This is a genomic window from Bacillus sp. FJAT-49736, from assembly GCF_018343615.1.
GTDB lineage: Bacteria > Bacillota > Bacilli > Bacillales > Bacillaceae_C > Margalitia.
Genome location: NZ_JAGYPI010000004.1, coordinates 150,941 through 165,495, shown reverse-complemented (window position 1 = coordinate 165,495; position 14,555 = coordinate 150,941). Strand labels below are relative to the sequence as shown.

Sequence of the window (14,555 nt, the reverse complement as noted above, 5' to 3'; positions counted from 1 at the left end):
TATAATAGCATTTTTATATAAAAAGGCTATTTTCGCATTAATTCTTGTTTATCGTATTAGTTCATCAACCAGCTTAACTAAATGCTATGTGGCAGTTTATAAGATGTCCACACAAAAGAGAAGAGTCCTACAAGAAAAAAACGAGGCCATAAGAGCCTCGCGTTACATTACTTCTTTTTGAGAAAATTGACTATTATAAAGGTCTGCATAGAAACCGCCTCTTGCAAGAAGCTCCTCATGATTGCCTTTTTCTACTACATCACCATGGTTCATAACTAGTATCAGATCCGCATCTCGAATGGTGGAAAGGCGATGAGCTATAACGAAGCTAGTTCTATCCTGCATTAAATCATTCATCGCTTGCTGTATAAGGACCTCTGTTCTCGTATCAACGCTGCTGGTTGCTTCGTCTAGAATAAGTATCGCCGGATCAGCCAAAATAGCCCTCGCAATCGTAAGCAATTGCTTTTGACCCTGCGAAATATTCGAAGCCTCTTCGTTTAATATGGTGTCATATCCATCCGGTAACGTTCGAATAAAGTGATCAGCACGAGCCGCCTTTGCCGCACGAAATATTTCTTCCTCTGTAGCGTTTTCGCGCCCATAGGCAATATTTTCTTTGATCGTACCATTAAATAGCCATGTATCCTGTAACACCATTCCGAACATGCTGCGTAAATTCCCTCTTTTTAGCTTTGTAATATCAACACCATCAATCGTAATCTTACCTTTATTAATCTCATAAAATCTCATTAATAAATTTATTAAGGTTGTTTTTCCAGCACCGGTAGGACCAACGATAGCAATGGTTTGACCTTTCTTAACATCGATGTTCATTCCTTTAATAACCGCTTCGTTTTCTTTATATCCAAAGACTACATTTTCAAACGCTACATCCCCTTTAGGGAACTCGATTATTTTTGCATCCTTTGCCTCCGGTACTTCCTCTTCCTCATCTAAAAGCTCAAAAACACGTTCAGCAGATGCTATAGTTGATTGTATGATATTTGCTATCTGGGCAGTTTGTGTTATCGGTTGAGAAAATTGTCTTGCATATTGAATGAATGCTTGTATATCTCCAATCTTAATCGCCCTTTTTGTAACAAGTATCCCACCGACTACAGAAACAAGAACATAGCCAATGTTATTAATGAATGCCATCAATGGCATAATCATTCCAGAAATAAATTGTGCTTTCATACCTGATTCATAGAGACGATCATTAATCGTATTAAAATCTTTAATAGACTTTTCTTCTTTACCAAATGCCTTTACAATTTGATGCCCTGTATACATTTCTTCTACATGTCCATTTAACTCTCCAAGTGCTTTTTGCTGACCCTTAAAAAACTTCTGCGAGCGCTTAGCAATACCGGCCGTTGCAAAAATACTAAGCGGCAAGGTTATGATGACGATCAAAGTCATCAACGGACTTATGGTAAGCATCATAACGATTACGCCAATTAGAGTAACAATGGAAGTAATAAGCTGTGTTAAACTCTGTTGCAAGGTGTTGCTAATATTATCCATATCATTAACAACACGGCTTAGTATTTCCCCGTGTGTCTTAGAATCAAAAAATTTCAGCGGTAGCTTAGATAGCTTCCCATTTACTTCCTTCCGAAGATCATAAACTGTTTTCTGGGCAACTCCAGCCATGACATATTGCTGCACATAACTGAAAATAGAGCTAAAAATATATAATCCGGCCAAAACAAGGAGAATATGCAAAATATAATCAAAGTCTACCTTTGCTCCCGGAACGCCCTTTATCTTCATCATCATTCCTTCAAAAAGCTTTGTGGTGGCGTTTCCCATTAATTTTGGACCAATTATCATAAAAACAGTACTTAAAATAGCCATTAAAAATACGGATACTAGTCTTGCGCGATGAGGCTTTAAATAAGCTATTAGTCTTTTAAAGGTACCTTTAAAATCCTTTGCCTTTTGAACAGGCATCCCGAAGCCATGCCCATGCCCTGGCCCGCGCCCAGGTCCAAATCCCTTTCTCATTTGCGGAGAATTACGGTTGCTCTGTTCACTCATGCACTCTCCTCCTCTGACAATTGTGAGGACACAATTTCACTGTATACTTTACATGATTCCATTAATTCTTTATGTGTACCAATTCCAGCCATTTTCCCTTGATCTAAAACAATAATTTGATCGGCATCCATGACCGTACTTACTCTTTGGGCAACAATCACTACTGTTGCCTCACCAGTTTCCTTCCTTAGCTCGGCACGCAATTTTGCATCTGTTTTAAAATCGAGCGCTGAAAAGCTATCGTCAAACAAGTAAATCTCCGGACTCCTAACAAGTGCTCTGGCAATGGAAAGCCGCTGCTTTTGACCTCCGGAAACATTCGTTCCACCTTGTGCCATAACAAAATCAAATCCATCCTTTAATTCTGAGATAAAATCAGCAGCTTGTGCTACCTCTGCAGCATGGCGAATTTTATCCTCCGTTGCATATTCATTTCCATAACGAATGTTTTCGGAAATAGTACCAGTAAATAAAACAGCTTTTTGTGGAACAAGTCCGATTTTTTCTCTAAGCTCCTCTTGAGACATACTGCGAACATCTATATCATCCACCAACACTTTTCCGTTATTTACATCATAGAACCTTGGAATTAAGTTAAGGAGAGTTGATTTTCCAGATCCTGTTCCACCAATTATCGCTGTTACCTTCCCAGGTTCAGCGGTAAAAGATATATTCGAAATAGCTGGATTTTCCGCTCCCGGATAACGAAATGTTACATTTTGAAATTCAATATATCCTTTTTTATTGCCTGCCTTTTGAACGTGCTCTGCATCCTTAATAGTCGGATGAATATCGAGTACCTCATTAATACGAACAGCAGAAACAGAAGCTCGCGGAATCATTATAAACATCATCGACAGCATAATGAGGGAGAACATAATTTGCATCGCATATTGAATGAAAGCCATCAGATCTCCAACCTGCATATCTCCATTACTGATTCGTATTCCTCCAAACCATATAATAGCAATGGAGGAAAAGTTCATCACAAGCATCATGATTGGCATTAAGGTTGCCATAATTTTATTCACCTTGATGGCCGTTTGAGTTAAATCAGTATTCGCATCATCGAAACGTTTCTTTTCATATTCGATGCGATTAAATGAACGGACTACACGGATCCCTGTTAAATTTTCTCGCAATACAAGGTTTAATCTATCGAGTTTTTTCTGCATTGCTTTAAACAAAGGAATTCCCTTTCTCTGCACAATCAGAATCGCTATAAATAGAACCGGTAAAGATACAACCAGCACTAATGACAGCTTTGCATCCCTAGAAACAGCCATAATAATCCCGCCAATACACATTAATGGCGCCATCACCATCATGCGAAGCATCATAATCAACACTTGCTGTACTTGATTAATATCATTCGTTGTTCTTGTTATAAGGGAGGCTGTTCCCACTTGATCAAATTCACCAAGGGAAAAGCTTTCCACATGGGTAAAAACCTTTGTCCTTAGATTTTTACCAAAGCCTGAAGCAACCTTTGCAGAATAATAGCTTGAAGCAATCGAACAAATTGCTCCTAACCCTGCAATTAACAGCATCCATCCGCCAATCCTTAAAATATACGGCTGATCCCCATGAACAACTCCTTTATCAACGATATCCCCCATTAAGGATGGCAAATATAAATCTGAAAGAGAGCGAAGAAACACTAAAATAATGACGATACCTATCAATAAACGGTATGGTTTTAATTGTTTAAACAAACGCGTCATTTTTCACATCATCTCCATTCATCCCAATTAGAACTAAAATCATTTTGTGCAAAATACTCCATCATCTCGGAAAGCGAATCTGCGAGTTGCCGGCTTTTTTCTTCTCCAAAAAAGTCAATAAATCCTTGCAGCCTTTCTAAATAAGCTTGAATAACCATTTTGGTAACTTTTTCGCCTTCCTCCGTAAGCATCACTTTAACTGATCTTCTATCATTCGTATCCATACGCCGCTCCACCAGCCCATCTGTTTCCAAACGGTTTATTAGCTGTGTAACAGAGGGAGCAGTAACTTGAAGATACTTGCTTAGAGAAGAAACCGTTAAATCAACTCCATGATGCTTCTTCGCTGATTTTATCGTAAACAGCAGTTTATATTCACTTGGTTTTAAACCTTTATATGCTTTCGGCCGAAAATGACTTCGAAATTGCATCAAGGAATGTAATAGCTGTCTAGCGATATCATTACTTTCTTCCACTATGCCACCTCCTAATAGTTAAGTAACTAAATAGTTAAGTAAACTAATTATATTTTTCCTGACGATTCCCGTCAATCATAAATATAACTTCCAGTTAGATGATAACAGTCTTTTATGAACGGAATATGAATTATCATGTAAGCAGGAATACTTTTTTGACTAGATTGTTGCCTGTTGTTGACTACGGAAAAAAGTTAACCATTAAAAAAATCTCAGGCAATTACCTGAGATTTCAGCTATGGATGAACCTTCGCCAATTGCGTATAAATTTTTCTACTAATAGGAGCATAGTTTTTTACGCTGTTTTGGATGTTTGAAATTAACACTACATAAGTATTTGTACCCTTTGAAAAGCTATTCATTCCATTCCATCCCGGCAATACACCGTGACTCGAGTAATTGCCTGGTGGCACTGTCCATTTTTTTCGGTTAATATACCACCCGTATCCATACCTTGCTATAGTGTGGGTGGTGAACATTTGCCTGTAGCTTTTTTTTGATATTAACTTTCCGGATTGTAGTGCATGATCAAATTTGTATAAATCATATGGAGTGGAGTAAATGTCCCCACAGCCAAAAACTTGTGAAAAATCCTGTAATTCTGGCCTGTAAATCATTCCCATCCTCACGCGGTATCCAACAGAATGATATTTTTCTTTTTGCAGGTTTTTTCCAAACCCTGATTGGGTCATACCTGCCACATTAAAAATATGCTCTTGAATATATTGATGTAAGGACACCCCACTTGCTTTTTCAATTATATAGCCAAGGATGGAATAATTTGCATCAGAGTATCCCCATCTTGTTCCTGGTTTTGCTTTTAGATGTAGCGCAGTCTTACCAATGTCTCGAATTAATTCTTCTTTAGATACCTTCCCACCAAACTCATTACGAACAGGAAGGCCTGAGGTATGGGTTAATAATTGATACAGTGTAATTTCTCTTGCATGCGGAAAATTAGGAAGATAATTAGACAATGGCTCGTTTATATTAACCTTCCCTTCCTGCTGCAGCTGTAAAAAAGCTGTTGCTACAAAGGATTTAGTTATAGAGCCAATATAGTAGGCCGTTTCCGGATTGTTTGGGATTTTCTTCGCTTCATCTGCATATCCATATCCCTTATTAATAATAATCCTCCCGTTCTTCACAATAAGCACTGATCCATTGAAATGAATTTTTTTGAAATACTGATCCAGCTTTTTATTTTTGGAATTCCCTTTACTAATAACCTTTTTAGGCGGATTGTATCTCTTCCCCGAGGTTATTAAATATTTTACGTCTGTCACATCTCTAAAATTATTAAGACCGCTGTTGGAGCGATGAGAAACATAGAAAACAACTATTATTAATATGAAAACGAAAGAAGAAATAATTACTATTCTAAAAGGACCTTTTCGTCTATGATTTTTATCGTGTTTTGGATTATTTTCCATTTTCTTTCTCCTTAAGAAACTTCCGAGCATATTATTTTTTATTATAAATAATAGACGTCTGATTCGCTTCTAAGGTTCAATAAAAAGCTTAAAAAATACAAAAAAAAGAACCAAGCACTAAACTTGGTTCTTTTGAGCAACGGTGCTGATTGCTTCAGCCTCTTTTTGTTTTTGTATAGGCTCTTTCATCAAAAAAGGATAAAATACGAAACCTACTGCAAATAGTCCAATTCCTAGCAAGAAGGTTTTCATATCAGCCGTCCCTGTCTTAATAACCCAGAAGGAATATAGAATCGCTATAACAGTAATAATTCCATCCAACTTTCTTGATCCATGCAGCGTATCATATGTTTCCCCTGTAACAACCAGCTTTAGCTGATAAACCGCGGAAACTAAATATGGAATTAAATAAGCCAAAGTTGCTACGACTATTGCAAAATTATAAGCCTCTGTAACAGTCCCTGAAATCGTAGCAAATAGGAATACCTGTGTCATAATATTTGTTATGGTCAATGATTTAATCGGGCTACCTGATTTATTTGCTTTTGCAAAGAAGGTTGGAAATATACCAGACTTCGCAGCTTGATAAGGTACTTCTGAGCTTACAACAATCCAGCCTACCGTCGACCCAAATAGCGAGATAAGAGCCAATATCGCCATAATATATGTTCCACTATGCCCAACTACCATACCTAAGGCATCTACTAAAGGCTTCTGCGATTCCCTTAATTGATCCTGAGGCAGTGCCCCCATCGTTAATAAGGTAATTCCAATATAAATAAGTAATGAGATGAATAGACCTATAATAGTTGCCTTTTTTACATCCTTTTGAGACTTGGCACGGTTAGAAAGCATCACTGCTGATTCAATCCCAATAAATGCCCACAGTGTTGCAATAGCCCCTGCATTCATCTGGCCGCCAAGACCAACCTTATTTCCTGACACATCCATAAATGCTTTCGCATTCCCTAAATTTGCTGCATCGAACACAAAAATAGTAGCTATTACAAAGAGCAGAAAACCAATCACTTTTGTAATTGTCGCTGTAAGATTCAATTTTCCGGCACTGTTGAAGCTTTTGGAAAGAATAAATTGAATTCCCCACAGCATGATAGTACATATAATAAAAGTAAGACATTTTCCATATTCAAGCTGGAAGCTCCCTATAGAAAACAATGTTTTTTTACTTTGCATAATAGGGAAGAACGTTGTTAAATAGCCCGCAAAGGAAATAATAACGGACGCTGTTGCGGACCAATTTGCTGCCCAATATCCCCAGGCCATACTAAATCCTGCTGCTCTTCCCGCTTTTTTGGAGCGGAATAATTCTTGAGCATAGCTTTGTGGACCTGCTTTTAATTCTGGTCTTCTAGTTGCCAGATTGCCAAATACTAATGCAATCATAAAAACTCCAAATCCCGTAGCAAGCCATGCAAGAGTTGCTCCAGTCGGACTCGATACTTGTGCTAGATTTGCAGGAAGCATAAAAATACCGCCTCCTACCATATTACCAACTACAAATGTGGTTAAAATCCATAACCCCCATTTTTTTGTTTCCATTCTATATCACCCTTCTGAGATGTTTTCTACTATATCTTTTTATAAGTTTATGGATTTAGTATACTTCAATTCTCTATCATGGTAAAGTGCTAATATAATAAAATATAGATGGTAATTTTAGTCATCGTTATTATAGCCAATAGACAGAAAAAGCCCACAAGTCAATCGACTCGTGGGTTTTTAGTCTTCCAATGCTGTTCCATTGCTTTATCTACATATACCCAGCCTTTCCATGATATATGCATCGTATCTTTTAAAAAGTATGGGTCGTACTCATGTCCTGATAAATCAACAATTGGAAATCCTTCTGCCTCTACTTGCTTTTTAATCTTTTTATAAAATACATCCCGACCTTCCTTAGGAAATCCTGTATAATCATACCATTTTCCATTCACTGGAATCGTGACAAATATCGGTTCTGCTCCCTTTTCCTTTAAGAGATCTAGGATCATTTGAAAATCTTTATATTCAATTGAATTAGCATATGTCGCATGCCTATTATGATTTCTCATCCTATGTTGAATAGGAAGGACTTTCTTTTTATAAAAACTATCTGTTACATCAAAAGGATTTCCCTTAGCTCTTTTCTCACCATATTGGGTTGCCAGCTGTTTCAACTCACCCCATGATTTACCTTTTACAAGCTTAGGGTCTTTATAAAGTTTATGCTTATATCCACCGTAGAGAGAATAATACAAATCCTTCTTTTCAAGAAGCTTCCAATTCATATATGCAAGAGGTTTAATAGCATTATCTTTCCATTTTGTCGGTCCTGTAGGATGGCTGATTTCCGAACGGTACATGGCCGAAAGCATATAATCTCTTTTTACAACATCGAATTTAAGCAGCCTTCTTATAGCCTCTCTCTTCAACCTAGGATCAATATCTTTATTAAAGGCTAGATCATATGCCTGCAGCATCGAATAGTTTGGATCAAAATGCACACTATCAATCCCACCTTTATGAAACCACTGCGGAGAAATGATAAAAACCAATTTCTTTCCCTTTATTTGATCCGCATGGGCGGCAAAATTCATAAATTGCACTAATGATTGCGTACCGCCACGGCCAACAAGAAAAGGTGTAAATCCCTGCGGATTTGCTTCAAAATAATTGGAAGGATGAAATGGATCAAACCTTGACAATTCAGATGACCCATATATCGGAAAGTATTTATCATCCTTCAGCATCCTGCTTTGTACATAGTCGCCTTGAAACATTAATGGGCTTAGGGTCGTTGCATCCTTTTCAACCTTTTTGTTCGAAATTAAATGTCCGATCCAAGCGTTTGGTACAAATAATAACCCTAAAAATAGCACAATAGCTATTATAAGTGGGCCAAAAGCATATTTTCTCATTGGTGTTCAGCTAATTTCTCAGCTATATTGTTCGGAGTATTCCACTCCTCGCGATTAAATTCTGTTATCGGTATATTAATACCGAAACGCTCGTCAATCTCCACTAAAAGATTAATGGTGCCAAAGGAATCCAATAGTCCTGTCTCAAAAAGATCAATATTCGGGTCTTCCTTTACAACGTCATCTTGGCAAATCTCCGCTAATAAATTGATGATATCTTGTTTTTCCATAATACTTAATCTCCTTTAACGAAATAATTGTCCTGAAAAGATATATAAACCGAAACAAACAAAGTGAAATGTGATAATGACGGAAATTACATGCGTAACTTTATTTTTCGGCCAAAATTTATGCTTTCTGTTCCATCTGTCGAAATAGTCAAAGCCAATCATTAGAGCAGCCATATAGAGTCCGTAAACAATATATTGGACGGCAATCCCATGCCAAAAGCCCATAATTAAAAATAATAAAGTGTAGCCTATATTTGAAGTAGTATAGCGATCACGGATCCATTTTTTCTTTGTCATCCAAAGTACAAATCGCATATATACATAATCCCGGAACCAGAATGACAATGTCATATGCCATCTATTCCAGAAATCCTTTATATTCCTGCTGATAAATGGGGCATTAAAGTTTTCCGGAGTCTTTATTCCCATTAAATAACTGACTCCAATTGCAAAAGCACTGTATCCTGCAAAATCAAAGAATAAATATAAACTATATGAGTACATATACATTATATTTCCTAGTAATGGCGATAAAGGCACATAAGGATTACTTGGCAAATAACTAATCAAATAATGATGAAGCAAATAAGCGATAATAAATTTATATAAAAATCCTTTAAATATCTTGTTAATTCCTAAATATAAGAGCTCATAATATTGTTCCTTTGTTGGTACAGCTACATTATCTTTCTGAAATCTTCGCCAGCGATCAATGGGACCTGATGAAATGGTTGGAAAAAACAAAAGAAAATATAGAAAATCTTTTAAAGGTATATCATTTTTTATAAGACCATCTCTAATCTCCATAATCATTTGCACAGCTTTAAAGGTTAGATAAGAAATCCCTAAGAAACCAATCAGATGATTAATTCCCAGAAAGGGGAAAATCTTAACTAGGGCTAATGGCAAGATGGATCCTACCACTGCCCAAACAAAGATAGATGTTTTATTTTCCTTTTGCCGGTATGTTGCATAACCTTTGACCAATAAAACCTGCCATATGGTGTATACAATTAAAGAAACAATCCCCATTAAGCTGTTAGCAAAAATAATTGCTAACATGATAACCGTGATTACCATATTATAGGATCTGGATTGTTTACCCTTAAGGCCCATAATAATCGTTGGTAATAAAAGGATTGCTATAATCAAGAAAAAGACAAATTTTTCGTACGGAATCATGCCATTACCTCTGCAGATAGTTTCTTGCGATCTACCTTACCGTTTGGTGTCATTGGCAAACTATGTGTATAAGAAAATTTTCTAGGTACCATATAGGCTGGTAAAAGCTTAGAAAGTTCTTTCTTAATCGCACCTGTTAATTGGTACTCTTTTTCGAAAGAATGCTTCCCGGGAACAATCATTGCTGATAAATAATCCACTTTACCATCCTTGTAAACTGGCACCACTACACAAGCCTCAACAAATTGGGATTTCGCAATGTTATACTCAATTTCTTCTAACTCCATACGGTATCCATGCACTTTGACTTGAAAATCAAGTCTTCCTTGATAATAGAACAATCCATTTTTTTCAAACCCAGCATCGCCTGTTTTATAAGCTCTCTCTCCATCCTTGATAAAGAAAGATTTATTTGTCAGCTCTTTTTCTCCCAAGTAGCCAATACTTACACTTGGTCCAACAATTATCATCTCGCCTTTTTCTCCCTCTGGAAGCTGCTTACCGTCTTCATCCACAATTAATAGTCTTGTATCTCTCTTACAAAATCCAATTGGAAGAATGGAGTGTTCCGCTAATAATTTATCCGTTACCTCGACCATTGTTATGGCAACAGTGGCTTCCGTTGGGCCATATAAGTTAAAGACTCTCGCACGAGGAAATCTTTCCTTTAATTGGCGCGCAACCTCTGCGGAGAGAACCTCACCACAAAACAAAAACACTTCAAGGTTTGGAAGCATTTCGTTCGTAAAGGAAGGTTCCATCAAGCACATTTGGGCGAAAGACGGAGTAGATGTCCAAACATGGATATTAGATCGTTTTAACTCCTCGAAAAGCAGTTTTGGGTTTGCAATCATATCCTTTGTAATCGCCAAAAGTGTACCTCCAGTACAAAGGGATGGATAAAGATCCATTACTGATAAATCAAAGGAAAATGGCGCTTGATTTAAGAAAACCCTATGTTCCTCGATGGGGAAATCCTCCAACATCCACTTCACATAACTGTGTAAATTATTCGTTGTAATTTGCACACCCTTTGGATTTCCTGTACTTCCAGATGTATAGATAATATAAAAAGTATCCTCTTCTTTTACCCAGTTCTCTTCCGATGCCTCATCTGTATGCCTGCTTAAGATATGGTGGAGCTCCTCACTTTGAATCATTTTGATTGGATAGCTTTCAAAATAAGAGCTCTCTATTTCCTCCGTAACTAAGAAAAATTCCGCTTTGGAGCTTTCTAATATTCGCTTTACTCGATCTATCGGTATCGAAACGTCCACTGGAATATATGGATGTCCAGCTTTTACACTTCCTAGAAAGGAAATCACCATTTCAGGTGCCATATGACCATATACAATAATTGGAGAGCGCTGCTGTTCTGCATGCTTCTTAATATAGGTTGCTAATCGGTTGGACTGATCCCACAATTCCCCATACGTGACAGAATCATCTCGATTTATAAATGCAGATCGATCAGGATACATAACAGCCAATTGTTGCACTGATTTAATTATGTTCATCGTTTCTCCTCCTGGTCATTAAAATTCGCTATATATAAATGGGCCTGCACTCATATCATGAAATCCATAAATCAACACAAGTAAAATCAGAATGAGCAAATAATACAATGTGCGAAGACTCCACCACAAACCAATGTTTTCTGGCTTCTTTTTTGGCTTCTTCATAGAAAAGCACCCTTTCAAGCTTAATTCCCTTATATAGTCCTTGTTATAGAGACATCATTCATTAGGGTAACCATTTATTAATTAGATATTTTTGTCAGAAACTGTTTTTTGTTTACAGTTTTTTTACAATATCTAATAGACGTATTTCATCTTAAAATAGTTTCATGAAAAAAGGATGAAAAAATCATTAAAAAAGTTCAATTATTTTAAGACTAATTTAAGTTTTTTTATCTAAAATAGTTTGTTTGTCACAGAATATACATTTTCACGAATAAGGAACTCAGCATTTTATACTACTTTGAAAATACTTTTTTTGTCAATTGCTATTTTAATGTTCGTTTCATATACTATTCAGTGGAATAAGTACAATTGTAAAATTAAAGGACGGTACTTCTTTGAGGAATTTATCATCAAAATGTTCATTCACTTCAAAAATCAAACGCAATCATGTTGATGAGGATATTAGAGGTAATACGGCATTTACTATTTCCAATAATATTCTTTTGTTATCCAGAATCAAATACACTTCCATTATTCTGCCTTTTTTATTCGTTTATTTTTTTTACTCTGACCTTTTATTATTTAAAGATGTCCCGGAAAACAATTTTCCATTTATATTAGCAGGCATTCATTTAAATGGCTTTATACTCTCCATTGTTTTTCTATTTATACATAACATTTTCAGAAGTGAGAAGGTTCAACATTCCATCTGGATAACGATAACCATATATATCTATATTTTTTCATATATAATGGGTGGTGCATTAGCTTCTATTAATAGCCAACAGCTAAATGGGAATATCTATGCATATATTATTATTCTGATAGGTGTAGCTGCCTTTTTTCCAATTCGCCCAAAGCATTTCTTTTTTATTCTTTTATGTACCCACATTATTTTTTTAATCGGTATATCTCATTTTAATGATAACGCAGAATATGATTTCATTTCAAAACAAATTAACTCAACAGGAACAGCTGTTATTGCCTTTATTATTAATTCAGCACTTTATATTTACCGAAAAAAAGACTTCCATAATCAACTGGTCATACAAAACGGGGAGCAAAATTTGCACCATCTTTTTAATGTAAATCCGTATCCACTTATTCTTATTAGTTTGGAAGATGGAAAAATTATATTAGCAAACGACAAGGCTCTTGATTTTTATTCTGTTAAAAAGGAAGAATTAGATTCCTTTGACGCTGTTCTTCTCTATTCTAGCGAGGAAGAAAGAGCCTCCATTATGAAACAATTGAAAACGGAAGGATTTTTAGATAACTATTTAGTAGAACAAAAAACGGCTGTCGGATCCAAAAAGTGGGTATTAGTTAATTATAAATTGATAGATTATATGCATAGTGAATGCGTACTAATGGGAGTAACAGACATTACGGATCTCAAAAAAATAGAAGCGGAGCTGGAAATGTACGCAACTACCGATATGCTAACCGGAGTTTTAAATAGACGAAAGGGAATGGAGATTTTACATAATATTATCCTGAAATCTAAGATAGAGAAAGCTCAATTTGTATTATTATTTATCGATATTAATAACCTTAAACAAGTAAATGATCATTATGGACACCCGGAAGGAGATTATCTTGTTAAAACGGTTTGTACTATTATTAAGTCTAGATTAGACATCCAGGATATTATTTTTCGCTACGGTGGGGATGAATTTATTATTGCATTTATGGACAAACATACGAACCATGCAGAAAAAATTTGGACGGAAATAGTTGAGTTATTAAAGGAAGAAAACGCAAAAAAATGGAAGCCTTATACTATATCCGTCAGTCATGGACTTTTCTATTATGATTCTACTGAAAACATTTCTCTTCAAGAAATAATAGATTATGCTGATAGGGAAATGTATAAAGAGAAAGCTTTAATAAAAAGCAACAATCCATACGAAAGCAGCCTTTAAAATATAGAACGAAAGGGATTTTTTACATTGTTTAAGGATATAAAAGTAGTTATTTTTGACCTCGATGGTACACTATATGACGATACACATCATTTTGATTTTTATGCAAAAGCTCTCTGTGAGAAGTTAGAACCAACCAATAAAGATGCCTTTAATGCTGATTACAAAGCAGTATTAGAAGGAAGACATCCGTTAAAAATGGGAATGAGCTATGATGCTGAAAATGATTTAATATTAAACTATCGAGATGGGCACATCTTAGAAGCCTATCGATGGGATGGGAAAAAGGTTGCTAATGTTGAGATTGCTGAACGATACAAGGAACCAATTCAGTTTAACTTCCACTCTCTTTTCCATATCGGAGATCTTTGGTGGGTGCCAGCTGCCATTGCAAGGCATTATGGATTGACAAAGGAGCTAGCAGAGCAATCCTTTATGGAAACGCGGAATTATATGATGTCACCAAGTTATATATTAACGCGAATGAATGGATTCAAGGAGATACTGATCAGACTTTCTCAATCTAAGAAACTAGTTTTAATCACTAATTCCCCTAGACAGGACAGCGAAGTCATTCTAGATAAATTAGGATTTTCATCTATATTTACAGATAAAGTATTTAATGGTCAAAAACCCATCAAAACCAAACAGCATATCCAGTGCATTCAGGAAAAATACACTGTACACTATGAAAATATACTGAGTATAGGGGATAATGCAATCAATGATATATTCCCCGCTAAAGCTTTAGGGTGCAAAACTCTTTTGATTGACCCTCACGGAATTAGTAAACCTTCTGATGCAGATGTAATAGTGAATAATCTATTGGGGATGTTAGATGTATTAAGGAATATACAATAGGAGGTAAAAAGGAGCTCTATCAATCATCATGCTCCTTTTTCATGGACATCTGCTCTTGCTACTTCTATTGCAGTTATT

12 protein-coding genes are annotated in these 14,555 nt (G+C 36.0%); 2 read left to right on the top strand and 10 right to left on the bottom strand.

Translation table 11 applies throughout. The annotated features are described in order from the left end of the window. Positions 1 to 162 precede the first annotated feature (162 nt). From KHA87_RS18870 to dltX, 10 genes are all read right to left on the bottom strand, one after another. The gene (locus KHA87_RS18870) at positions 163 to 2,046 is read right to left on the bottom strand and encodes an ABC transporter ATP-binding protein (protein WP_213095737.1); all 1,884 of its coding nucleotides are present in this window, start codon (positions 2,044 to 2,046) and stop codon (positions 163 to 165) included. Next, the gene (locus KHA87_RS18865) at positions 2,043 to 3,770 is read right to left on the bottom strand and encodes an ABC transporter ATP-binding protein (RefSeq protein WP_213095736.1); all 1,728 of its coding nucleotides are present in this window, start codon (positions 3,768 to 3,770) and stop codon (positions 2,043 to 2,045) included. Before KHA87_RS18865 ends, KHA87_RS18870 begins: the two co-directional genes overlap by 4 nt. Positions 3,771 to 3,778: 8 nt before the next feature. Next, positions 3,779 to 4,246 carry a MarR family winged helix-turn-helix transcriptional regulator gene (locus KHA87_RS18860; RefSeq protein ID WP_213095735.1) on the bottom strand — a complete coding sequence of 156 codons (468 nt, stop codon included), beginning with the start codon at positions 4,244 to 4,246 and terminating at the stop codon, positions 3,779 to 3,781. Between the two features lie 236 nt (positions 4,247 to 4,482). After that, positions 4,483 to 5,679: a serine hydrolase domain-containing protein gene (locus KHA87_RS18855; protein ID WP_213095734.1), complete on the bottom strand. Its 1,197-nt coding sequence runs from the start codon at positions 5,677 to 5,679 to the stop codon at positions 4,483 to 4,485. A gap of 117 nt (positions 5,680 to 5,796) precedes the next feature. After that, complete coding sequence (locus KHA87_RS18850; RefSeq protein WP_213095733.1) at positions 5,797 to 7,239, bottom strand: amino acid permease; 1,443 nt, start codon at positions 7,237 to 7,239, stop codon at positions 5,797 to 5,799. Positions 7,240 to 7,400: 161 nt separating this feature from the next. Then, complete coding sequence (gene dltD / locus KHA87_RS18845; RefSeq protein WP_213095732.1) at positions 7,401 to 8,597, bottom strand: D-alanyl-lipoteichoic acid biosynthesis protein DltD; 1,197 nt, start codon at positions 8,595 to 8,597, stop codon at positions 7,401 to 7,403. Next, the gene (dltC, locus tag KHA87_RS18840; protein WP_213095731.1) at positions 8,594 to 8,827 is read right to left on the bottom strand and encodes a D-alanine--poly(phosphoribitol) ligase subunit 2; all 234 of its coding nucleotides are present in this window, start codon (positions 8,825 to 8,827) and stop codon (positions 8,594 to 8,596) included. Before dltC ends, dltD begins: the two co-directional genes overlap by 4 nt. Before the next feature lie 15 nt (positions 8,828 to 8,842). Continuing rightward, the gene (gene dltB, locus KHA87_RS18835) at positions 8,843 to 10,009 is read right to left on the bottom strand and encodes a D-alanyl-lipoteichoic acid biosynthesis protein DltB (RefSeq protein ID WP_213095730.1); all 1,167 of its coding nucleotides are present in this window, start codon (positions 10,007 to 10,009) and stop codon (positions 8,843 to 8,845) included. Then, on the bottom strand, positions 10,006 to 11,526 hold the full coding sequence (gene dltA / locus KHA87_RS18830) for a D-alanine--poly(phosphoribitol) ligase subunit DltA (RefSeq protein WP_213095729.1): 1,521 nt from the start codon (positions 11,524 to 11,526) through the stop codon (positions 10,006 to 10,008). Before dltA ends, dltB begins: the two co-directional genes overlap by 4 nt. An 18-nt stretch (positions 11,527 to 11,544) precedes the next feature. Next, complete coding sequence (gene dltX / locus KHA87_RS18825) at positions 11,545 to 11,691, bottom strand: teichoic acid D-Ala incorporation-associated protein DltX (RefSeq protein ID WP_213095728.1); 147 nt, start codon at positions 11,689 to 11,691, stop codon at positions 11,545 to 11,547. Between the two features lie 395 nt (positions 11,692 to 12,086). On the opposite strand from dltX, the gene KHA87_RS18820 reads away from it, so the two are divergent. Both KHA87_RS18820 and KHA87_RS18815 read left to right on the top strand, forming a co-directional pair. Then, complete coding sequence (locus KHA87_RS18820) at positions 12,087 to 13,616, top strand: sensor domain-containing diguanylate cyclase (protein ID WP_213095727.1); 1,530 nt, start codon at positions 12,087 to 12,089, stop codon at positions 13,614 to 13,616. Between the two features lie 27 nt (positions 13,617 to 13,643). Beyond that, complete coding sequence (locus KHA87_RS18815) at positions 13,644 to 14,477, top strand: HAD family hydrolase (RefSeq protein WP_213095726.1); 834 nt, start codon at positions 13,644 to 13,646, stop codon at positions 14,475 to 14,477. The last annotated feature ends 78 nt before the right edge of the window (positions 14,478 to 14,555 follow it).

Coding starts and splice junctions, on each gene's coding strand:
- dltB (WP_213095730.1), bottom strand. CDS start 10,009: ATGATTCCGTACGAAAAATTTGTCTTTTTCTTGATTATAGCAATCCTT.
- dltC (WP_213095731.1), bottom strand. CDS start 8,827: ATGGAAAAACAAGATATCATCAATTTATTAGCGGAGATTTGCCAAGAT.
- dltD (WP_213095732.1), bottom strand. CDS start 8,597: ATGAGAAAATATGCTTTTGGCCCACTTATAATAGCTATTGTGCTATTT.
- KHA87_RS18865 (WP_213095736.1), bottom strand. CDS start 3,770: ATGACGCGTTTGTTTAAACAATTAAAACCATACCGTTTATTGATAGGT.
- dltA (WP_213095729.1), bottom strand. CDS start 11,526: ATGAACATAATTAAATCAGTGCAACAATTGGCTGTTATGTATCCTGAT.
- KHA87_RS18855 (WP_213095734.1), bottom strand. CDS start 5,679: ATGGAAAATAATCCAAAACACGATAAAAATCATAGACGAAAAGGTCCT.
- dltX (WP_213095728.1), bottom strand. CDS start 11,691: ATGAAGAAGCCAAAAAAGAAGCCAGAAAACATTGGTTTGTGGTGGAGT.
- KHA87_RS18850 (WP_213095733.1), bottom strand. CDS start 7,239: ATGGAAACAAAAAAATGGGGGTTATGGATTTTAACCACATTTGTAGTT.
- KHA87_RS18870 (WP_213095737.1), bottom strand. CDS start 2,046: ATGAGTGAACAGAGCAACCGTAATTCTCCGCAAATGAGAAAGGGATTT.